This is a genomic window from Neobacillus muris, from assembly GCF_943193175.1.
In the GTDB taxonomy this organism is placed as follows: Bacteria; Bacillota; Bacilli; order Bacillales; family Cytobacillaceae; genus Neobacillus; species Neobacillus muris.
The window spans coordinates 15,155-37,264 of sequence record NZ_CALPDF010000036.1 but is presented as its reverse complement, the minus strand read 5'-3'; the positions used below and the strand labels follow the sequence as shown (position 1 = coordinate 37,264).

22 protein-coding genes and 1 pseudogene are annotated in these 22,110 nt (G+C 43.5%); 1 reads left to right on the top strand and 22 read right to left on the bottom strand.

Annotated elements, in window-relative coordinates; all coding sequences use genetic code 11:
• Positions 1-76: 76 nt before the first annotated feature.
• The 8 genes and pseudogenes from spoIIE to NFS43_RS24660 form a co-directional block, all read right to left on the bottom strand.
• Positions 77-2,551, bottom strand: coding sequence for a stage II sporulation protein E (gene spoIIE / locus NFS43_RS18860; protein WP_251554327.1), 2,475 nt, complete (start codon positions 2,549-2,551; stop codon positions 77-79).
• A gap of 363 nt (positions 2,552-2,914) precedes the next feature.
• Positions 2,915-3,343, bottom strand: a complete 429-nt coding sequence (locus NFS43_RS18855; RefSeq protein ID WP_251554326.1) for a S1 domain-containing RNA-binding protein — start codon at positions 3,341-3,343, stop codon at positions 2,915-2,917.
• An 86-nt stretch (positions 3,344-3,429) separates the two neighbouring features.
• Positions 3,430-3,819: an FtsB family cell division protein gene (locus NFS43_RS18850; RefSeq protein WP_251554325.1), complete on the bottom strand. Its 390-nt coding sequence runs from the start codon at positions 3,817-3,819 to the stop codon at positions 3,430-3,432.
• 18 nt (positions 3,820-3,837) lie between these two features.
• Positions 3,838-4,467 (bottom strand): spore cortex biosynthesis protein YabQ, encoded by a 630-nt coding sequence (gene yabQ / locus NFS43_RS18845; RefSeq protein ID WP_251554324.1) that lies wholly within the window; start codon positions 4,465-4,467, stop codon positions 3,838-3,840.
• Complete coding sequence (gene yabP, locus NFS43_RS18840; protein ID WP_251554323.1) at positions 4,464-4,766, bottom strand: sporulation protein YabP; 303 nt, start codon at positions 4,764-4,766, stop codon at positions 4,464-4,466. The genes yabQ and yabP overlap by 4 nt, the downstream gene beginning before the upstream one ends.
• A 76-nt stretch (positions 4,767-4,842) precedes the next feature.
• On the bottom strand, positions 4,843-5,115 hold the full coding sequence (locus tag NFS43_RS18835) for an RNA-binding S4 domain-containing protein (RefSeq protein ID WP_251554322.1): 273 nt from the start codon (positions 5,113-5,115) through the stop codon (positions 4,843-4,845).
• A gap of 17 nt (positions 5,116-5,132) precedes the next feature.
• Positions 5,133-6,602 (bottom strand): bifunctional methyltransferase/pyrophosphohydrolase YabN, encoded by a 1,470-nt coding sequence (gene yabN, locus NFS43_RS18830; protein WP_251554321.1) that lies wholly within the window; start codon positions 6,600-6,602, stop codon positions 5,133-5,135.
• Positions 6,603-7,297: 695 nt separating this feature from the next.
• Positions 7,298-8,218 (bottom strand): annotated as a pseudogene (locus NFS43_RS24660) (polysaccharide biosynthesis protein); the annotation flags it as partial.
• 116 nt (positions 8,219-8,334) lie between these two features.
• Here NFS43_RS24660 and NFS43_RS18820 point away from each other — a divergent pair.
• Positions 8,335-8,481, top strand: coding sequence for a hypothetical protein (locus tag NFS43_RS18820; RefSeq protein ID WP_251554319.1), 147 nt, complete (start codon positions 8,335-8,337; stop codon positions 8,479-8,481).
• 32 nt (positions 8,482-8,513) lie between these two features.
• Here the strand turns inward: NFS43_RS18820 and spoVT are convergent, their stop codons facing one another.
• The 14 genes from spoVT to yabG all read right to left on the bottom strand — a co-directional run bounded on the left by spoVT (position 8,514) and on the right by yabG (position 21,996).
• Positions 8,514-9,050: a stage V sporulation protein T gene (spoVT, locus tag NFS43_RS18815; RefSeq protein ID WP_277613974.1), complete on the bottom strand. Its 537-nt coding sequence runs from the start codon at positions 9,048-9,050 to the stop codon at positions 8,514-8,516.
• Positions 9,051-9,350: 300 nt separating this feature from the next.
• Positions 9,351-12,884, bottom strand: a complete 3,534-nt coding sequence (gene mfd / locus NFS43_RS18810; RefSeq protein ID WP_251554317.1) for a transcription-repair coupling factor — start codon at positions 12,882-12,884, stop codon at positions 9,351-9,353.
• 95 nt (positions 12,885-12,979) lie between these two features.
• Positions 12,980-13,210, bottom strand: a complete 231-nt coding sequence (locus NFS43_RS18805; RefSeq protein WP_251554316.1) for an anti-sigma-F factor Fin — start codon at positions 13,208-13,210, stop codon at positions 12,980-12,982.
• 136 nt (positions 13,211-13,346) lie between these two features.
• Positions 13,347-13,907, bottom strand: a complete 561-nt coding sequence (pth, locus tag NFS43_RS18800) for an aminoacyl-tRNA hydrolase (RefSeq protein ID WP_251554315.1) — start codon at positions 13,905-13,907, stop codon at positions 13,347-13,349.
• A 126-nt stretch (positions 13,908-14,033) separates the two neighbouring features.
• Positions 14,034-14,675 carry a 50S ribosomal protein L25/general stress protein Ctc gene (locus NFS43_RS18795; RefSeq protein WP_251554314.1) on the bottom strand — a complete coding sequence of 214 codons (642 nt, stop codon included), beginning with the start codon at positions 14,673-14,675 and terminating at the stop codon, positions 14,034-14,036.
• Positions 14,676-14,820: 145 nt separating this feature from the next.
• Positions 14,821-15,777, bottom strand: coding sequence for a ribose-phosphate diphosphokinase (locus NFS43_RS18790; protein ID WP_251554313.1), 957 nt, complete (start codon positions 15,775-15,777; stop codon positions 14,821-14,823).
• 24 nt (positions 15,778-15,801) lie between these two features.
• Positions 15,802-17,175, bottom strand: a complete 1,374-nt coding sequence (gene glmU, locus NFS43_RS18785; protein ID WP_251554312.1) for a bifunctional UDP-N-acetylglucosamine diphosphorylase/glucosamine-1-phosphate N-acetyltransferase GlmU — start codon at positions 17,173-17,175, stop codon at positions 15,802-15,804.
• A gap of 201 nt (positions 17,176-17,376) precedes the next feature.
• Complete coding sequence (spoVG, locus tag NFS43_RS18780; protein WP_251554311.1) at positions 17,377-17,667, bottom strand: septation regulator SpoVG; 291 nt, start codon at positions 17,665-17,667, stop codon at positions 17,377-17,379.
• Positions 17,668-17,884: 217 nt separating this feature from the next.
• Positions 17,885-18,259 (bottom strand): RidA family protein, encoded by a 375-nt coding sequence (locus tag NFS43_RS18775; RefSeq protein WP_277613973.1) that lies wholly within the window; start codon positions 18,257-18,259, stop codon positions 17,885-17,887.
• Positions 18,259-19,086, bottom strand: coding sequence for a pur operon repressor (gene purR, locus NFS43_RS18770; protein WP_251554309.1), 828 nt, complete (start codon positions 19,084-19,086; stop codon positions 18,259-18,261). The genes NFS43_RS18775 and purR overlap by 1 nt, the downstream gene beginning before the upstream one ends.
• Positions 19,087-19,142: 56 nt before the next feature.
• Positions 19,143-20,012, bottom strand: coding sequence for a 4-(cytidine 5'-diphospho)-2-C-methyl-D-erythritol kinase (ispE, locus tag NFS43_RS18765; RefSeq protein WP_251554308.1), 870 nt, complete (start codon positions 20,010-20,012; stop codon positions 19,143-19,145).
• A gap of 226 nt (positions 20,013-20,238) precedes the next feature.
• Positions 20,239-20,430, bottom strand: coding sequence for a small, acid-soluble spore protein, alpha/beta type (locus NFS43_RS18760; protein ID WP_251554307.1), 192 nt, complete (start codon positions 20,428-20,430; stop codon positions 20,239-20,241).
• A gap of 175 nt (positions 20,431-20,605) precedes the next feature.
• Complete coding sequence (veg, locus tag NFS43_RS18755; protein WP_251554306.1) at positions 20,606-20,869, bottom strand: biofilm formation stimulator Veg; 264 nt, start codon at positions 20,867-20,869, stop codon at positions 20,606-20,608.
• 248 nt (positions 20,870-21,117) lie between these two features.
• Positions 21,118-21,996 (bottom strand): sporulation peptidase YabG, encoded by an 879-nt coding sequence (yabG, locus tag NFS43_RS18750; RefSeq protein WP_251554305.1) that lies wholly within the window; start codon positions 21,994-21,996, stop codon positions 21,118-21,120.
• Between the last annotated feature and the right edge of the window lie 114 nt (positions 21,997-22,110).

Below are 22,110 nucleotides of genomic sequence, written 5' to 3'. Positions count from 1 at the left end.
CATGTATTGGTACCATTTTCGACGGAATGGAAGGTATTTATACATAAAGATCCTGCAATTGGCGTAAATTAAGTGGTTATGCCCTGCGCTTCATTTTTTGGACCGGGATGCTCGCCCATTTCGGAGTATTGTGGTTGATTTTTGCAGCCATGACTGTCATATCATCGTGGATCACATCCGATCTAGATCTTATGACCTCCTCTAATATCAAATCAGCCACTTCTTGCGGATCATCTGTTTCCAATTCAAGCAATTTGCGCTTCATCCATAAATCATAATTTTCTACATGCTTGGGTCCCTCAAATACCCCATCGCTCATCATGATTAATAAATCGCCTGCCTTTAACTGCTCACTCACAACATCCACTTCAAATTCCTGCAGAATCCCCATCGGCAGATTGCTGGCGGAAATCTTGATAATTTTCTTTCCTCGTTTAATAAAACTGGGAGTTGAACCAATCTTGAGGAATTTGGCTGCGGCATTTTTCAAGTCAATCATGGCTAAGTCCAAGGTTGAAAAAATCTCATCTGTAGTACGTAGGGAGAGGATGGAATTAACGGATTTAATGGCAATTTTTTCTTCAATCCCTGTTTGTAGAATCTTTTGTAACAACAGCAAGGTCTCTTCGCTTTCATAGTGTGCCCGCTCGCCATTCCCCATGCCATCACTTATGGCAATGGCAAACTTGCCAAAGCCCAATTCAATCGTAGAATGGCTGTCGCCCGACACCAAACCGCCATCCTTTGCCGCATGGGCCACACCCGTTTCAACCACATAAGCCTTGGATGAACGGAATACCGCATGGCAAAAGCCATTTGAATATTTGGCACATTCTTCATGTTTGACAATAATCGTTTCTCCTACGATATCCGACAACATAGGAGCAATTAATTTCTCACATTCTCCGCTTCCATGGCAAAACGGAATGGCCATTTCTATGTCAACGTTTCCTGGTTCCAGACTATAAATCTCTACATTTTCGATATGGATTCCAAAGCCCTGTAGAGCTTCCATGACCTGCTCTTCCTGCTTGTAATAGTTCTCCCGTTCACGTTGAATTTCCTCCGCAAAATTATTCATCACTTCCGATACGCCCTGCAGTTGGTCAGCTACCAGCTTCCTGCTTTCTTGAACTTTTTTCTTCAGTTTTTGGTTAGCTTGATAGAAGGTCAGCTCTTGCCCAATCGTTTCATATACCTTCTTTGGCCTCGAACAGAGCTTCTCCCATTCTCTCGTCAGTTTTAAAGAAATATTCCCGTCATTTCGGTCCATTTCATGAATAATTTCTTCCATACAGGCATAGGTTGTATGGAAGTTCTTCGCCCAGCATTGTTCCTTTTTAAAGCAGGTTTGGCACGTCCTTTCGGTTACATGGCTCATAAAGTAGTCCATTTCCCGCTCTGATTCATTTTCCATAGGCTCGTTATCGATCTGGGTGAAACTATTCGATAATGCATGGAATACATTAGAAAATTGTGAAACCCGCTGTGCCGTCACATCGCGCATTTTTCGCATGAATTTTTGCTGTTCCGCTGTGTACTCAGGAGTGCCCGGTATATATTTTGCCAGACGGGAGGTAAGTGACTGCGGTGTCAAAAGAAATAAAAGGATAGCTGCAGTTGTTTCCAATACGGTCAGTTTTAAGGATCCTCCGCCTTCCCCATACATTCCGATTAACAGTGTCGCAATAAACAAACCAATGGAAACGCCGATTTTTTTCCCTTCTTTCATCAGCCCTCCCAATACCCCGGAAAAAGCTAACAAGCTCATATGATAAAAATTGGACACGCTCGCCAGACTGAAGATGAGTCCTGTCACCACTCCCACTGTCGAACCGATCGTGGCACCGGCAATAAACGAAAACACCAATACCAAATAACGTGACATAATATGTTCGAGCGAAAGCCCATGAACCTTCCAGCCAATCGTCCCCGTGAGGATGGATGCCAGCAAAATGATTAAGCAAACAATTTCTTCGGTTTTAAGCAATTGCCTGCGCTTATGAAACGTTAATAGCGGAAGGCTTTGCAGGAAAATCATCGTCAAAATAAAAGCAAGGCTCGCTTGGACACCTGCCATCATCCCATCATAGAGCGTCACCTGCTCTGACAGTATAAATGCCTCTGCCAGCTTGCCTATTCCTAATAGGACGCCCACCAAATATGGCAACGTTCTCATTTCATTAACCAGCCATCTTTTGCTGATTTGGAAAACGAGCATAAAACCGAAACTGATGATAAATGTAAAGGCGGCATTTGCTAGTGATAGAGTAATCGCGCCAGTTATCAATCCAATCAGGGCGAGCGGCGCCTTATCTCTTTTAATAAGAAAGACAGAGGCAAAAAAGGGCAGACTAAACGGAGTCAGTTTTGCCAGAATCAAGGCTCGTCCAAGCAAGAATCCAACCATTAACAACAGAACCCCTTTTTTGATAAAAAGGGTTTCCAGCATCCACTGGACTTTTTTTAGCCACTTGCTGAAATCAGGTTTTGATGATTGAAGGTTCACTTCACCGATGGGTTCAATCAAACTTTGATCTACCTTTCCCATATTCTCACTCCCTATCATTCATGTGTTGAAAACTATTATAAATTTGCTAGATTTAAAAGTTTGTCAAATTAGTGAACGGAGGAATGAAAATCGTTCGACTGAATCCACTATATTTATTCAAATAATAGTAACTCTCCCGATTTGATGCCGAAAGTATCAAGTTATATTGGCATGTTTTCAAATATTTTGTATATTTAATGACATTATTTTATTTAAATAATGATAAAGAAAAGCCCTAAAGCCACATCGGCGCCGCCATTATTATTGGCAAAAAACAAAAAAGACAAGCCATAACGACTCGTCTTTATCTATGAAAACCAAGTAACCCTTGCGTTATCCCTAAATAAAAAATAAGCAGCAAGTTTAACCTCGTCTAGCACCTCTTCCGCCGCGTTTAGACTCCGTATGTCTCTTTAGGGAAGATAAACGATCTTCACTGTCTTTTAAGAAACGGGCCATTTTGGACTCAAAGGTTTCAGTTTTGTTATTATTGCGGTCATTTGCTCTTCCTTGACGCGGACGTTGTGAATGAGAATGCTTCCGTTCTGATTCAGGCCTATCCTTAGCTTTTTTAATGGACAGTCCAATCTTTCCATCATTCTCAACATTAAGGACTTTAACTTCTACTTGATCGCCAACTTTTAAGTGATCATTGATGTCCTTTACATAATTGTCCGCAACCTCACTAATGTGGACGAGTCCCGTTGAACCATCCGGCAGCTCCACAAACGCTCCAAAATTAGTAATTCCTGTTACCTTTCCTTGCAACTTGCTGCCTACTTCAATTGACATAAAAAAAATGTTCCTCCTTAGAAATATAAAAAATCAAGCTTACTCTATATTATACAGAATGGGAAAATTGAGTGTCAATAAGACGACTATTTGGTTGATTTTTCCTTTTTTTCATCCGGAATACTGAAGATAATCTCATTTTTATCAGAGAAAAAATATTCCTTCCTGGCAAGCTTTGCGATATAGTCATCGTCATTTAATTTAACGATGTCCTCTTTCAAAATGGCCTGTTGCTTTTTTAAGCTGGTGAGCTCCTGATTAAGCTTTGCCCTTTGGGCAACCTTTGCTTCTAGTTTAGCCGTTTGGGAAAGGTAACTGGAAATCATCAAATACGAAAGTACGCTGGCAAACACAAAAAAGATAGAAAGCCTTCTCATTAACAGCTTCCTTTTCCTAGTTGAGGCAATTTCCGCATATTCCTGCTGTTTGGCATAGGCTGTCTGCATTTTAGATACAGTTCGTCGTTCTGCTCCCATTTCCCTTAATCCTTCCTGCTATTTTTTTCGTTTCCATTTTCCCATTATCGTTCTTATATAATTCCCGATTTCCTTTAAATTTCCTGCCGTTTTATTATATAACTTCTCGACGGATTTTTTAAGTCCTTTCGGCAAAAGTTTCCAAAAAAATAATAATATTCTATTTATCACCTTGAATATTATTTTTATATTCCATAATACTATCTTTGAAATAAGATTGACAAGGGACAAGAGTCCCCTGCCAATAGATAGAAGGATAATGGTTATCAATTGAATAAGGCCGGCAATCGGTTTATAAATCAACAGGACGAACGTATCCCGCAGGAAACGGGCAATGGAAATGACCGTTTGGATTAAAAATTCCAGAAGCCAGAGATAAAGGCCTTTGAACAAGCTTTGGTAGGCGGCAAATCCGCAAAGCAGGGCGACGAAGATATAAAGCCGCAGCTCGCCATTATTGGCTAAAAATAATGCATAAAAAATGAGCAAAGCTTGGATTGTCCAAAAAAGCAGATCGTTTATGAAAACAATCCAAGATTTTCTTTTAGGGCGTTTTAAAAATCGCTGATACGTATCCAGCATAGCTCCAAATAATGAGCCCATTCCAATCATGGAAATCATCGTTAAGAATTGTGTGGAAAGGCTCATCGGAACAGCTTGCTAAAGAATCCTTTAGCTTTCTCCCCATGATTTTCATCTAAATAGACTAAATCATAAATTTTTCCTTTAATTGAAACAATCCCTTTTTCCACATCGAGATTTTTCATCTGCAGATTTTGCCCTTTAATGGCTAAGAACCCCATCGATGTTTCTAGCAGAAATTCTTCATTATCAAAGCTTTCTACCTGTTTCACACCGGTAATATCAAGAAGCTTTCTTCCTCTCATGATGACGTCATGGTCTGGAATACTACTTTTCGATGAATTCGTATCGTAATATTGACTCATTCCTCATCCCTCACAATCATTAGTACAACCATTCTGTACATACTATGTGGATAAGAGGGAAATTAGAACTCAACGTTTATTGTTCCTCTTGGTAGTTCAGCCTTTCTTCCTTTACAATCGTATACATCTCAGCAGCTTCTTCCTTCCGGGTCGTTTCTTGAATCCGCTCAATTCTGACAGTGACTCTCCGCTGGCCCAGACGAAGTGTCAGTTCATCTCCAACTTTTACGGTCGAACTGGCCTTTGCTTCCTTGCCGTTGATCTCAATTCTCCCTTGGTCAGAGACCTCTTTCGCCAACGTTCTTCTTTTTATAAGTCTGGAAACTTTCAAAAATTTATCTAAGCGCATGGTTTTCCCTCCATAATCTAAAGACCTGAAAATTTTGCTTCATCCCAGAAACGGTCCAGTTCCTCAAGGGTGTAATCATCAAAGGTTTTCCCGCTCCGCTTCACTTTTTCCTCTATGTAACGGAACCGGCGGATAAACTTCTCATTTGTCGCAAATAAAGCCTCTTCCGGGTTTATATTTAAAAATCTGGCCACATTGACGAAAGCAAACAGCAAGTCGCCAAATTCCTGCTTGGCCCGTGTTAATCCTGCCTCTGTACCATCCAATTCCGCAATAAACTCCTGGAGTTCTTCTCTCACTTTCTCCAAAGCCGGGCCGATTTCCTGCCAGTCAAATCCGACTTTTGCCGCCTTTTTTTGCAGTTCAAAAGCCCGAAGCAAATTAGGCAGGGAAAGCGAAATGCCGGCCAGGATGGAATCAGGCATTTCTCCGCCTTTTTCCTGCCGCTTGATTTCCTGCCAGTTTTGCACCACCTCTTCGGCGCTGTCCGCTTTTCCTTCCCCAAATACATGCGGATGCCTGCGGATCATTTTGGCGGATATTCCTTCTATCACATCGTCAATCGTAAAAAATCCTTCATCCTCGCCAATCTGCGCGTGGAGCATCACCTGAAGCAATACATCGCCCAGCTCTTCCACCAAATGGTCAAGATCCCCGCTGTCAATGGCATCAATCACTTCATATGTCTCTTCAATCAGGTATTTTTTCAATGATTCATGGGTTTGCTTCTTATCCCATGGGCAGCCATTTGGACCGCGCAAAATCGCGATAATCTCCCGAAACTTCGCGAAGTTTTTCCATAAGACAGCTTCTTCCTTTACCGGGGGCACATAGACGGAAGTCAGATTGTTGACGGACATATTGCGGTCCAATTCATATAACGGCACCTGTTGAATGATCTCATTTTCACTGCCCGCAGCCGTAATGATGGCCACTGGATAATCATCAGGGTACCTCTCCATTAAGGCCAGCTTGACATCGGAAGCGACAAATTGATCGTATACTTGACTAATGATGATATGCTGGTCCATTTGCAGCTGCTCAGAATGGATGCTTGTTCCATCCAGCAATTGAAACCCTTCCACCGGATCAATTTTGATCGAAGCAAATAAGGCATCAATAAAGCTTTGTCCGCCGCCAATCTTTATTTCGATCCCCTGCTTTGGAGCTTCCTCTATCAAAAGCTGTACCGTCCGTTCCGCCACTAGCGGATGGCCCGGCACCGCGTAGACGATGTCACTAGACTGTGATCTTTCCAGCAAGGTTTGGACTATTTCCTGATACACGTCTTCAAACTGGCCATGTTTTTCATAAACAGCATCAAAGGAAACAAAGTTCATCCCTTCCTCTTGCAAGGACGGTACCACCGGATGCTCCTTTGTCCGCAAAAAAACTATGGTTGCCTTCATCAGTTTCCGATACACACCAAGGGGCAGCTGCTCGAGCTCTCCAGCCCCCAATCCTACAATTTCAATTAATTTTGCCATAATTAACCTCGATCCTTTCGAGCCATAAGATAAATGAGCTTGCTTCCAAACGGGAAGATCCCGAGCTCTTCCTCCAGAAACACTTTTTTTCTAATGATTATGAACAGGAACAAGCCGCCGCCCAATAAAACAGAGGATATGGATTCTATTGCCGCACCAGAGCGTCCCCATTCCCTCAGGCCGGCTGCTTCATCCAGCGCATATAAATAAGCTTTTAAAAACAATAGCATCGCCACGGCTGCCGTCAGCACGGTTTTGAAAAATGGCATTGCCAGATTCGGCACTTCCATGGATTTTTTTAACTGCAGCCATAAGATCGCCGTTATGATTCCAAGTGAGACCAGTGATGAAATCGCTGCTCCATCCGTATTGAACATAGGAATGAACAATAAATTAAATAAATACTTCAACGGGAACACCGCGGTGATCGCTGCTGCGGGGAAGATGAGACGGCCTAACCCCTGCAAAATGGATACGATGGTCAGTATTATCGATGAAAAAAATATGACAAAGCTTAATAATCCCAGTACAGAAGAACCGGCCCCATTTTCAAACAACATGATATTGACTGGCCGGATAATCGCCCATAAACCGACGGATGCCCCTGTGCCAATGACGATGCTTATTTTGACAGCCAATTGGATCTTATCTTGTAAAAATGACGGATGGCCCGCTAATCTTTCACGGGTAATTAATGGGACCAGTGTCAGTGACATAGAGGTAGCAGCGACTGTTCCCAACTGAATCAGCGGCTGGCCTCGGTCAAAAACCCCTTTTAAGCTCTTTGCCGCATCCGGCTCGATTCCATTGGAAGCAAGAAGGGAGTATAGATTGAGAGAATCCGCCAATTGCAGAAAAATCATCAGCATCCCGCTCAAACAGATCGCCAAGCCCTGAACAGTCAACGCCTTAAAAATTCGTTTTCCCTCTTGAAAGGATGACCTTAGGTTTCGTATTTTGGGGGCTATGTATTTCCATTCTTTACGTTTCCATAGAAACATAAACAAAACTATCGCGGCGATAACACTGCCGGTAAATGAACCAAACATGGCTCCACCGCCAATCAGGTATAAGGAAACTCGTCTTTGCATCAATAGATAAGACAAGCCAAGAATCGTCACTACTCGAACGCCCTGTTCCGCCACTTGAGAAAAGGCGGTTGGAACCATGTCGCTCTTCCCTTGAAAATAGCCTCTTAAAACCGAAACAACCGGAACCGCCAAAAAAACAACCGAAACTGCCCTTAACAGAATCACCAACTGCGGGTCATTCATCCAAACGGCGATGACATCAGCCCCAAAATATAAAATAGCAAAACAGAGCAGCCCAAACAGCTGCAGATAAACGAGTGAGACTGCCACAAGAAAACGGGCATTGCCCTCATTTCCTGCGTGCCGCTGCTCCGCAAACAGCTTTGAAATCACCACCGGAAACCCGGTAGTCGATAACACAACTGCCATTCCATAAAACGGATAGATTTGCTGGTATATGTAAAAACCAATATCTCCCACAATATTTTGAAAAGGGATTCGATAAATAGCACTTAGTATTTTCGTGATAATGGCCGCAGCCGTTAAAATAAAGGCCCCTCTGACCAGTGCCTTTGATGGGTTCACAGACTTCACCTGCCGATCGTAAACATCAGGACATTATTATAACATAAGAAAAGCGCAAGCACCTTGGGCAGCGCCGTATGGCCTGGAGCTCTCTAACTGAGATAAAGGAAACACGGATGAGCCGCAGGCAAATCGATGTTGACTTATCGCAGGGCGGAGAGCGAAGGACACTAGGCGCTGGGGCGCTTGCGCTAGACAATTCTCAAAGTCGAAAATATTTATACTTTTTAACCAAAAAAGGCAGCGCCGGCTGCCCTTCTTAAGTATAAATTTTGTCCATGCTATATGTCTATTCTTATTGCTCCATTTGTCTGGCAAGGAAACCTGCTGCGGTTTCTACTGCTTTTTGTTCTACTTCTCCTAACGTGCCTTCCTTTGAAACAATAATCACGGCACCGATTGGATCGCCATTCGCTATGATGGGGCCAATCGTATAAGAGGTGACCGTTTCCTCGCTGCCCTCTATCAAGGAAACTTCCCCTTGAGAAGTAATAAGAACCGAGTTTCGGTCCTCCATTGTTTTTTCTACTAAATCACTGATATTTTTATTTAAGTAATCTTTTTTAGATCCGCCTGCTACTGCTATATAGGCATCACGATCGCAAATTAAGACGGGATTTCCGAGGCTGTCAAAAAGGGCTTCCGCATATTCTTTGGCAAAATCGCTTAATTCGCTGATTGGTGAATACTTTTTTAGAATCACTTCCCCATCGCGGTCCACAAAAATCTCCAATGGATCTCCTTCGCGGATACGCAGCGTTCTGCGTATTTCTTTAGGGATAACAACACGACCCAAATCATCGATTCGACGAACTATTCCAGTTGCTTTCATCCAATGTTGCCTCACTTTCATCTGATGATTTTTTCAAATTGGCAAGGATTATTCTTCCTGAATATCCTTACCAGCTTTGAACTTAGTATCTTTCATCTGGAAAGTTCTATACACAATCGTTATATTTTTTCACCTTTTGAAAGAAAATTCAAAGATGGAAAAATGCGAAAGCGCCCTGAGCTTGAGAATGACTCCCAAGCTCAAAGGCGCTAACAATGATACTATATGGCAATTTGGCTCCTATTTACCTTGGATGCCTTTCTCCGCCCCGGTCTATAGGGGCTTGCTGGCAGCCTGATGTTAGACAGGATTCTCTTGGCCCTTCTTTGCCAATGGAATGCCTTTAATCATCTCTAATACAATATGAAGCCATTGTGCAGGATGATATTCTTTCGTATCAATCACAATGATCAGCTTGCCGTCCTCCATTCCCGGCGTAACTGATCTGCCAAACTGGCTGCCGAGATGAAAGATTTTGCTGCCATCAATCGAATTGGTTACTTCATCATTTAGCACGACCGTTACCTTTTGCTTCGTCTGCTTGATCTGTTCGACCCCATTTTGAATGGCAAACACTTTGATTTCTGCTATTTGGAACAAATAAGCCACTTCGTCCGGATATTCCCCAAAACGATCCTGCATTTCTGCTTGAAGTTCTTCTACTTCCTCAAGAGAATCTGCCCCTCTGAACCGTTTATACATTTCAATCTTTTGATTGCCATCTTTAATATACGCATCCGGAATATACGCATCGATTTCCAGATCGATTTCCACGGTGCGTTTGGCTGTTTCCTTCAGGTCGCCTTTTCTTTCTTCAATTGCTTCCTTCAGCATTTGCGAATAAAGATCGAACCCTACAGAGTCGATGAACCCGTGCTGCTGGGCCCCTAGCAAATTCCCTGCACCTCTTATTGTTAAATCACGCATGGCAATTTTAAAACCAGAGCCAAGCTCTGTAAACTCTTTGATGGCTTCCAGCCGCTTTTCAGCAACCTCGGTCAATACCTTATCCTTCCGATAAGTAAAATAAGCATAGGCTACCCGATTGGACCTTCCTACCCGGCCGCGGAGCTGATACAGCTGGGAAAGCCCCATACGGTCTGCATCATAAACAATCAAAGTATTCACATTCGGTATATCTACCCCGGTTTCGATAATGGTCGTACTCACGAGCACATCATACTCTCCGGACAAGAAACCCAGCATAACCGACTCCAGTTCGTTTTCCGTCATTTGTCCATGGGCATAGGTGACCCTTGCATCCGGAACTAACATGGAGATTTCCTCTGCCTTGCGTTCAATATCTTCTACCCTGTTATACAAAAAGTAGACTTGTCCTTCCCGGGCCAGTTCCCGCTCGATTGCTTCCCTGACTAATGCCCCATTGTACTCCATCACATAAGTCTGCACAGGGAACCGGTTTTCTGGCGGAGTTTCGATGACCGATAAATCCCTGACTCCAAGCATGGACATATGAAGCGTCCTTGGAATCGGGGTCGCGGTCAACGTCAGCACATCAACATTGGTCTTCAATTTTTTAATCTTTTCTTTATGGGTAACCCCAAACCTTTGTTCCTCGTCGATGATTAACAGCCCTAAATCATGATAAACAATGTCCTTCGAAAGCAGGCGATGGGTCCCGATGACAATATCGACAGTTCCTGCCTTTAACCCTTTAATCGTTTCTGTTTGCTGCTTTTTCGTGCGGAACCGGCTGAGTATTCCGATATTTATCGGGAAGTCTTGAAATCTCTCTCTGATGGTTTCGTAGTGCTGCTGGGCTAAGATGGTGGTTGGCACCAGGAAAGCTACCTGTTTTCCATCGGAGATCGCCTTAAAGGCAGCGCGGATTGCCACCTCTGTTTTTCCATAGCCAACATCGCCGCACAACAAGCGGTCCATTGGGCGCGGACGCTCCATATCCTTTTTGATTTCATGAATCGATCGTAACTGGTCATCGGTTTCCTTATAAGGGAAAGAATCTTCAAATTCCCGCTGCATATCCCCGTCCGGCGAAAAGGCATAACCCACTGCGGCTTCCCGCTCCGCGTACAGTTTTATTAAATCATCGGCGATGTCTTCAACAGATGACTGGACTTTCTTCTTGACCTTTTTCCATTCGGAACCGCCCAGCTTGTAGATTTTTGGTTCTTTTCCTTCTGAGCCGACATATTTTTGCACAAGGTCAATCTGGTCGACAGGCACATACAGTTTATCTGTCCCTTGATAGCGAAGGTGCATGTAGTCCTTGTGCACCCCATTGATAACGAGCGTTTCAATGCCCAAGTACTTGCCAATCCCGTGATTGACATGGACAACATAATCCCCGACTTTAAGCTCAGAATAGCTCTTGATCCGTTCCGCATTGGAAAGCTTTTGTCTGTTGCCCGCCTTTTTGGTCCGCTTTTTAAAAAGCTCTTCCTCGGTAATAACCGCCATTTTTTGGATGGTCAGCTCAAACCCGGATTGCAGGCTCCCATTCATGATCTGGACCTTGCCAGGCACAAGCGGCTGGTCTCCCGTTAACACCGATGCCTCAATTTCATAGTCTTCGAGGACACGCGCTAATTTATGGACCCGTTCCTCGTCTGCCCCTAAGAATAAGACCGAATAATGGCCCTTTTTCCATCGATCGATTTCCGTCTTCAGCAAATGCATCTGTCCATGGAAATTTTGCATCGGCCGGCAGGACATATTAATAATATTCTGCGGGCTGGTATTCGCCACATGCCGCAAAAATAGCGACATATACAGAATTGGGAATTGTTTTTTCTGCAAAAAGGCCTGTAAATCATGAGAGATTTGAAGGTCATGAATAATTTTTCCTTCACCAAGCAAAGCGGTATACCATTCCGCCTCTTCCTTCGCCAAGGATTCATTCATCTCTTGAATCCGGCTGATTTCATCAATGATCACCAGCCCATTGTTTGGAAGGTAGTCTAGCAAACTAGCAGGCCTCTCGTAGGCGAGCGATAGGTACTTGAATACTTGCTCTGGCTTTTGGCCATTTTTGATCTGCTCTAATTCAAAACTGATATTTTGTGAGAGCTGGATTTTTGCCTTTTCATCTTTAAACTTTCTAAGGCTTTTCGCTAATCCTTCCTCTAGCTGGCTGGCCATCCTGCCATAATTCTCAGGCTGCAGCAGGACTTCTGAAGCCGGGCCTATGACCACCTGCGGCACCTTTTCTCGCGAACGCTGGTCATCGAGGGAAAAGTAACGGATGGATTCAATTTCTGTGTCGAACAATTCAATTCTGATTGGGTTGTCTTCTGTAAGGGGATAGATATCGACAATGCCTCCCCTTACACTAAATTCGCCTGGTGTCGTGACCATTTCTGCCCGGATATAGCCCATATTGACCAAGGTCAATAACATATTTTCAATATCCAAGTCTTCCCCTGTCTTTAGGAAAAACTGATTTTCCTTCCACAATGATTTTGGGGGGAGAAACTTCTTTAATCCAGCCACAGGGACAATGACGATTCCCTGATTGGACCCGCTCCAATAATTTAATGCCTCTATTCTATTGGCTCTCAGTTCGGGACTTGCTACGCTCATTTCTGCCGCAATCAGTTCATTCGCCGGGAAAAGAAAGACTTCCCGTTCGTTTACTAGATTGGCAATATCATCATAGAGTTTTTGTGCTTGTAATAGATTATGGGTCACAACCAGAATCGGCCGTTTCGTTTTTTCATAGATAGTGGCTGTGAGCACGGTTCTGGATGATCCCGATAGTCCGGCTACCAGCTGCTCCCTTAAGCCCTCTTCAATTCCGGCCAGCACGGATTGGACCTCTTCCTGTTCGAGGAATAATGACTTTAAGCCCTCCATGTCTTCTCTCCTCCTCTCCTATATCCTATTTTCAAGTTTTCTATAAGCCAAATTTTCAAACAGAAAAATGCTTTGGAGACCCTTCCAAAGCTAGCTTAATGGATCAGATAATCATATTGATGGTAATCTGGATTTCTTTCTAACGCTTCCTGGCAGTCTTCACAAATGGCGGTAATATGGATATCACCCGATGGGTCATAGGATACCATCTCCCGCCTGTCTTGATCCGTTAATTTATGAAGTCCGAGGGATTCTGAATAAATCGATGCCTGTTGAATGGAGCCAAGGTTTGTCCCGCAATGACGGCAATGATAATGAATGGCCACACCTGTCCCTCCTAATTTATTAAGTCGATACTAGTATTAACCTGATGGGAGGAACTTATTCAACATAACCTTTTAGTTCTTTAGATCCGTTTTGTTTTCTTATAATTATGAAACAATGGCTTGGATGATGAATGGATTACTGATTATAATCATTCATTACTTGTAAAAATGGCTTTTTCAGCCATGCTTCACAAGCCTCCGCACTCTTCTTTACCGCCTGCTCTATGAATGGCATTTCTTCCTGATGGAACCGGCCAAGAACGAAATCCGGGACACTCATCCCGCCTTGAGGGCGGTCGATTCCAATACGGATGCGGTTAAACTGCTGGGTGCCAAGATGAGCGACAATCGACTTGATCCCATTATGACCGCCTGGGCTCCCCTTTTGCCGCAGCCGGATTTTCCCCGCAGGCAAATCGAGATCATCATAGACCACCAGCAAGTCATCCAGTTCTATTTTATAATAATCCATCACTGCACGGATGGATTCGCCCGATAGATTCATATAGGTAAGCGGCTTTAACAGCAGCACCTTTTCGCCATTAACAGAGCCCATCCCATACAGGCCCTTCAACTTTGACTGGTTAAGCGGGATGGCCAACTGGCTTGATAATTCATCCACGACATCAAAGCCGACATTATGTCTCGTATGCTCATATTGTTTCCCAGGATTTCCTAAACCCGCAATTAACTTCATTTTCCCCACCTCTTCCTGGTTCAACCTCTTGCTAAAAATCATCCGAAACATCGTACTCTCCCATAAAAAAATGATGAAAAGCATATGCGAGAAAAGACGTAACCCAAAATAAGGTTACGTCTGTTTTTATTCTTCTTTCGTAACAGGCTCCGTCTCCCTGCCTTCTTCATTTTCAGGGTGTCCGCCTGCCTGCTGTTCACCAGCATTGATCTCTTCCTCTTGCTTAGGAGGAAGAATCGAGGCAATGACTTCGTCCGGTTCATGGTGAATCGTAAATTCACCTTGATAGGGAATATCCGCTATGGATAGCGTTTCGCCTACCTGCAGGTTTGTGATATCCATCTCAATTTGCTGTGGAATTTGATCAGGTGTAGCACTAATTGAAAGCTCATGAAGCGGCTGCTGCAACACGCCGCCATCTTTTACTCCTGCTGCTTCGCCAGTCAGAACCAGTCTGACCGCTACAGTAATTTTGGAAGATTTATCAACAGCAAGGAAGTCAACATGGAGGATTTCCTTTTTGATATGATCCTCTTGATAATCGGACATAATGACATCCTGCCTCTGGCCGTCAATATCAAGAGAAATCATTCCATTTCTGCCTACCGCCCGAATCGTCTTCGTCAAATCGGCCATGCTGACAAAAACAGGTGTGCTTTCCACCTTTTTTCCGTAGACTACAGCCGGAATATCCCCGTTCTCTCTCAGTTTTTTCAAAGTGGAACGGCGGAGCTCCTTGCGTTCCTTCGCTTGCAATACAGCAGTCATGTCTATCACCTTCCTATTTTGTTAAAAACCATCCCTATAAAATTGCCCAAAAATAGGAAGACCTAAACATGATTTTCTAAAGAAAAACAACGAAAGGATGACTCCAGTCTGGGGTCAGACCCCTTATGAGCCATCCCTTTAAAAATTAATCAAACAGAATGCTGACAGATTGCTCCTCGTGGATGCGGATAATCGCTTCTCCGATTAATGGAGCAACGGATAGGCCAATAATTTTTCCAATTTTCTTTTCTTCAGGAAGGGCGATTGAGTTCGTCACTACCAGTTCTTTGATTTTGGAATTTTGGATCCGTTCAATAGCAGGGCCGGACAATACCGGGTGTGTACAGCAGGCATAAACTTCCTTTGCCCCATTTTCCGCTAAAGCATTGGCGGCAAGCGTAATCGTGCCGGCTGTATCAATGATATCATCAATTAAAATCGCGACTTTGCCTTCAATATTACCGACAATATTCATCACTTCAGCCACATTCGGTCTTGGACGGCGCTTGTCGATAATCGCAATCGGCGCTTTAAGGCGTTCCGCCATTTTCCTGGCTCTTGTTACCCCGCCGTGGTCAGGAGAAACAACGACAATCTCCCCGTTCAACGCTTTGTTCTTAAAATACTCCGATAAAATCGGAACGCCCATTAAATGGTCAATTGGAATATCAAAGAAGCCCTGAATCTGCGGCGCATGGAGATCCAAACATAGAACCCGGGTTGCACCCGCTGTTTCAAGCAGGTTAGCCACTAATTTTGCTGTAATCGGTTCACGGGACCTTGCCTTACGATCCTGACGGGCATAACCATAATAAGGCATGACAATGTTAATCGTCTTGGCGGATGCGCGCTTTAACGCATCGATCATGATTAATAATTCCATGATGTTATCATTGACGGGCAGGCTAGTTGATTGAATCACATACACATCACAGCCGCGGATGCTCTCTTCAATATTAATTTGAATTTCTCCGTCGCTGAATCGGTTAACCGAACATTTCCCAAGTTCTACACCAATGACTTTGGCAATCTCTTGAGCAAGGGGAAGATTTGAGTTTAAGCTGAATACCTTTAAATTTGGATCTAAATATTGGTTTGACATGAAGGCCCTCCTGAATTGATTCGCTTATTTCTTTCCATTAAGCTTTTCTGCGTAATTTTCCTTATTCACTTGATGTGCGCGTGCGATCGATAAAGCATTCCCTGGCACGTCCTTTGTAATTGTAGAACCGGCAGCTACATACGCTCCCTTTCCAACAGTAACAGGTGCTACTAAGTTGGAGTTGCAGCCAATAAATACGTCATCCTCGATCTTTGTCAGGTATTTATTTTTTCCATCATAATTCACTGTAATCGAACCACAGCCAATATTGACGTTATTGCCTACCTCAGCATCCCCGATATAACTGAGATGGGACGCCTTGCTTCCTTGTCCAAAAACAGCCTTCTTGATTTCCACGAAATTGCCGATCTTCACATCATCGTGAATCGTGGAATCCGGACGGATATGAGCAAATGGGCCAATGTTAACTCGAGACCCAATGGCACTTTGATGGGCAGCCGATTGCCTGACTGTTGTCTCATCGCCAATCCGGCAAGAAACAATTTCCGAATTAGGGCCAATCTTGCAATCTTCCCCAATCACCGTATTCCCCTTAATCATGGTCCCGGGATAGATCACGGTATCTTGGCCGATTTCTACCCCTTCCTCAATATAGGTATTGGCAGGATCCGTAATCGTTACTCCGTTACGCATATGGATTTCGTTGATGCGCAATCGCATAATGCGTTCCGCTTCCGCTAAAGCTACACGGTCATTGACCCCTAATGTTTCATCCAAATCATCCGTTTGATAAGCCGTCACGATTTCACCTTGATTTTTCAGGATTTCTACCACATCAGGCAAATAGTATTCCCCTTGCACGTTTTCATTGGAAACATTTTTTAATGCCTCAAATAACGCGCTATTGTCAAAGCAATAAGTCCCTGTATTAATTTCATTAATTTTCCGTTCTTCATCAGAGGCATCTTTATGCTCCACAATCTTCTCAACAAGCCCCGCTTCACTTCGAACAACCCGTCCATATCCGGCTGGATTGCCAATGCTTGCTGTCAGGATGGTGGCCTTTGCCTTTGTTTCTTCGTGATGCTTAAATAAAGCTTCCATTGTTTCCGCCTTAATTAATGGGGTATCGCCGCAAACCACGATAGTTATACCCTCTTTCCCCTCAAGCAGGCTCGCAGCCTGCATGACTGCATGAGCCGTTCCCAGCTGCTCCTCCTGCAGGGCATAATGACTCCGTTCGCCCAATTGGGCTTGGACCTTTTCGGCACCATGGCCAATAATGGTGACAATTTCCTTTATATCAAGCTTTTGAACCTGATCCACAACATGTTGAACCATCGGTTTGCCGCATACAGGATGCAAAACCTTATAAAGCTTTGATTTCATCCGCGTCCCTTGTCCAGCGGCTAAAATCACAGCGTAACGATTAGACATGAACAGTCCTCCAATTATTCACCTTTTTATCCATTAAAAATATTATCGTAAATGAGGGTTCATTTCAAGGAATCAACGATATTGATAAATGGCAGATTTTTGATTTTTATGCGGGAAGAATAAGGAATGGAGGGAAGGGGGAAAATCCAAAACAATAAAAAGAGCCTTACCACGAAGAAAGGCCCTAGTTGTTTGTCCATCTTACGAAGCTCCGGCTTCCTCAAATTCTACTTCTAATTCACCAAGACGGTGGTACTCAGTCAATACGGCTTCTTGAATTTTCCCGCGTGTTCCTGAGTTGATTGGATGCGCAATGTCACGAAATTCTCCATCCGGAGTCCGTTTACTTGGCATAGCAACAAATAAACCGTTGTTACCGTCGATAACACGAATGTCATGAACGACAAATTCATTGTCTAATGTGATCGATGCAATCGCTCTCATTCGACCTTCCGTATTAACACGGCGTAATCTTACGTCAGTTACTTCCATGTGCTCACACCCTTTTCCTTAAGATAAAAAGCTAGTTAATTAATTCAACAATAATTTGCGTATTCCTTCTTTAATTTTAAAATTTTTTTGAAAAATACGGACAAAAAAGTGAAGTTTTGTAAAAAATAGGGTATTTTTAACAACTTCGCATACACTGCTCAAAAACAAAATGTTACCGCTTCCATTTTTGGGCAAAACCAGCCTGAATTAGGCTGGTTTATTTCACTAATGCTACTACCTCAATCTCAACAAGGGCATCCTTTGGCAGCCGGGCCACTTCGACACATGACCGGGCAGGCTTGTGGGCAGAAAAATACTCACCGTAAACTTCATTAACGGAAGCAAAATCATCCATGTTTTTAATAAAAACTGTGGCTTTGACGACGGTTTCTAACGAACCGCCTGCTTCCTTTAGGACCGCTTGCAGGTTGCGGAAAACCTGGCGGGCCTGTTCTTTCACATCGCCCGTGACCATTGTCCCTTCAGGTGTCAAAGGGATCTGCCCTGAACTGAAAAATAGGTTATTGACGATAATTCCTTGGGAATAAGGTCCGATCGCAGCCGGTGCTTGATTCGTTTGAACTACTTTCATCATAATTTCCCCCTTGTAAAAAAGTTTCCTTCATGGACATTAATCTTTTTTTCCTTTAAGTCGACGTTAGATAATTTTACGAGTGATAAATAATCATCGACCAACCGTTCTTCTGTTTCCTCTGCCTCTACTAAAACAGCAATCCCGGATACAGAGGCATTGAATTCCTCCAGCATGCTGACCATGCCTAATACGGTACCTCCAGCTTTCATAAAATCATCCACAATGAGGACTTGTGACCCTTCCTTCAGGCTCCGTTTGGAGAGCACCATGGTTTGGATCCTTTTTGCAGAGCCTGATACATAATTGATGCTTACGGTCGGGCCCTCTGTCACCTTGCTGTCCCTGCGGACAATGACGACGGGAACATTGAGCTGGCTGGCAACGGCGTAAGCCAGCGGAATCCCTTTTGTCGCAATCGTCATGACCACATCAATTTTTGCATCCGCATATGCCGATGCGATTATGCGCCCGGCCTTTTGGACTATTTGAGGATTGCCTAATATATCCGTTAAATACAAATAACCCCCCGGCAAGAGCCGGTCAGGATCCACAATCATTTGGCAAAGCTCATCCACAAAGGGTTTGGCCTTTTCCATGCTGACCTTCACGAAAAACTTTACTCCTCCTGCTGCACCGGGAACGGTTTGCAAGGTGCCGATTCCTCTAGCCTCAAATGTCTCTTTTACAATGGCTAAATCTTCACTAATCGAGGATTTGGCTGAGTCGTAACGTTCTGCAAAGAACGTCAGCGGTACCAGCTGGCGAGGATGGTCCAGCAGGTAATTAGTCATATCAATTAAACGTTCACTGCGGCGAAATTTCATAACAACCCCCATTTAAACCGAATATTCTACTTAAAGAATACTATTATTGTGCGCCTTTAATCAAGTGTATTCCGGTCCCCCAGCATTCTGACGGCGAAAACCTGGTCGCAGAAACCTCTTAGTCCGTTATAGATCCTATGCATCCGCGAATCATGCTGCACCAATCCAAACACAGTCGGGCCGCTCCCGCTCATTAAGACCGCATCTGCGCCAAACCGTTTCATCTGGTCTTTTATTTGTGCCACTTCCGGGTGCAGATTTAACGTGACATCCTCTAAGACATTCCCTACATTCCGGCAAACCGCTAAGTAATCATTATGATGGAGCGCATCCATCATTGCCCCAATATGGGGGTGGTCAATTTTATTCACATCCAGCCTTCGGTAAACATCCGCTGTGGATACGCCAATAAACGGTTTGGCAAGAATCACCCAGCAGGTTGGAGGTGCAGGCAGTTCCGTGATTTGCTCGCCTCTTCCCTTCGCCAAGGCGGTTCCCCCATAGACGCAAAAGGATACATCGGAACCAATTTCACTGCCGATTTCGGCTAACTCATCTGTGCTTAAACCAAGGTTCCACAATTTATTTAATCCTCTTAATGCCGCAGCTGCATCACTGCTGCCTCCGGCTAAACCGGCCGCCACTGGTATCGTTTTTTCAATGGAAATCGATACGCCTTGCTTGATTTGAAACCGATCTTTTAAAATCTTCGCCGCCTGATAGGCTAAATTTCTCTGGTCGTCCGGAACATATCGATTTTGCGAAATAATATGTATTTGGTCTTGCTCTAATAAAGTAAGTTCCAACCGATCTGCTAAATCGATGGTCGTCATGATCATCTCAACCTCATGATATCCATCGTCCCGTTTATGTAATACATCTAAAGCTAAATTTATTTTAGCCGGTGCCTTAACCAAAATCTTCACTGCTTCCACCTACTTCTGCGTTATCCGGCACAAGCCCAGCCTGTGCATTGCTTTCCGAAATCTATATATTGTCCTATTTTACCACAAAAAGCTAAATGTAAGACGTCAGATAACAGAATATCTAAGCAAAATTCGTTATTTTAAAAGAATCATGGCAAAAAAAGAGCCAAGGGGATTTCCCTGGCTCTTTTAGCTGCGGTATTTTGCTTGTTTAAACGATTTTCAATCAACCGTCAGAATCGTTGTTTCGGGAAGCCAGCTGTGCTTCAGCCAATTCAATGGCGCGTTTCACCATATTTCCTGCATCCTTTGCCCGTATGCCGCCCCAGCCTTCCTTTTGAACAACACCATAGAAACCGAGGTCTTTAGCAAGCTCTTCTTTAAACTGGTAAGACATCATCCCTCTTCTTCTGCCCATCTAAACAACCCCTTTCATGCCGCAGCATTCTTAGTATGAGTTGCCGATTCATTATTTAATAATAATCCCATTAGAAAAGCAGATGCGTCCCCAAAGTCAAGAATTTTATATTCCCTTATCTTATAAAAAAGCAAAAAGCAGTAAACCATGTTTACTGCCGCGCTGCTTATATACTCTAGCTTAAAGCCACATTTCCTGCTGCATCTTCATAGAAGGTAATTTGAACTGTCTCTGTCAACACATCCGCATAACTATAAGAAACACGTTCAAAAGCGTTTTCGTCTTGATCTAGTTCAATCACGAAAACAGAAGGATAGGTTTCCGCAAGGATACCGGAACGCTCAATCGTTTTACGGCGTCCACCGTTCGCCTTCAATAACAATCTTTTCCCCAAATTGGAGTCTAGGGCCTTTTTAATATCCATTAAGGTTTTTGTCATTCGGTCCACCTCACTATGTAAAGTATAACACACTGACATAGTTCTGTCAAACAAAAATATAAATTATATCAGTCCGACAAAAAGATTGTCAATCATTTTTATTCTATTTTTTTTGATAAAATTCAACATTTCTATCGTTGCCGGAAAATCAAATAATTATGTACATTAAAAAAATAAGAATGATTTAATAGGACAATAAAATTCTGATAAGTTACGGCGCCCAAAGGGCGCCTGTCGGTACTGCATTCTTATTCATCCTTTAGCTGCTGATAGGGCATTCCTGTTCTTAAGACACCCCTTGTATCAATGCCGCCTATTCCCTTTTCGCCTGTTAAGGTATTACGCAGCACCTCCCACACATTAATCCGCTCCATAAACGGTGTGAAGCTTATTTTGGCTACAATATATACAGGATCAAGGGCATGAATATTGATCCTTGCCGGCGAACTGGCAAAATTGGCCCCTGCATGGATCAGTGATTCAAAATGGGACTGGCAGGCACCAGCAAATATCACTAATTGATCAAGGTGCGGTACTTTCCTCCGTGCCTCCCTTACTGTCATGGCAAAATGCTTGGAATGCCGGTAAGCATTAGGGTCAGAAAATTTTCCTTTCGCCTTCGAATAGGCATCATGCCCGGTGATAACCAAGATATCAGGACGGTAGTAATCAATCAGCCCCCCGATTTTTATCGGCATTTCCTTTTCATTGCAATGGATCCCTAAGACAGGGACACCAATTTTCTCATAAAGCGCCAAGCATTTTTTTAGGTAGGCCGGATCCCCATCCAGATGCAGGACCTTGCCTGGCATTTGAAAGTAGTTGCTTTGCATGGCATAGCCGCCCGTAGCCTCATACTCCTGCTTTTCCCTCAATAGGTTCACATCTTGGGTAAACAGCTTAAGCGATTGTTCTTCAAGTGTCCGATACTCTTCAGAAAACTTTGCCCTCTGCAAGGGATCGATGATAACCAGATCTTCATACGGCGCATCTGCCGCAAGGCGAAAATCTTCCCCATATAGAATCGCATAATTTTTTCCATTTATTTTTTGAAAATCAATCACTCGAAATAAAATATCGCAATTGTAAGAACGTCTGCCGACAATATCATTTATTTTAATCGTCACTGCCGTCACTCCAATTAGACCCGCAAAATAAAGTTTCTTTGATAGGCTATGCACTTATAAATAGGGGTGTGATAAAAAACGCAGGCATCTTTGCAATTCAAGCCTATGGAACTA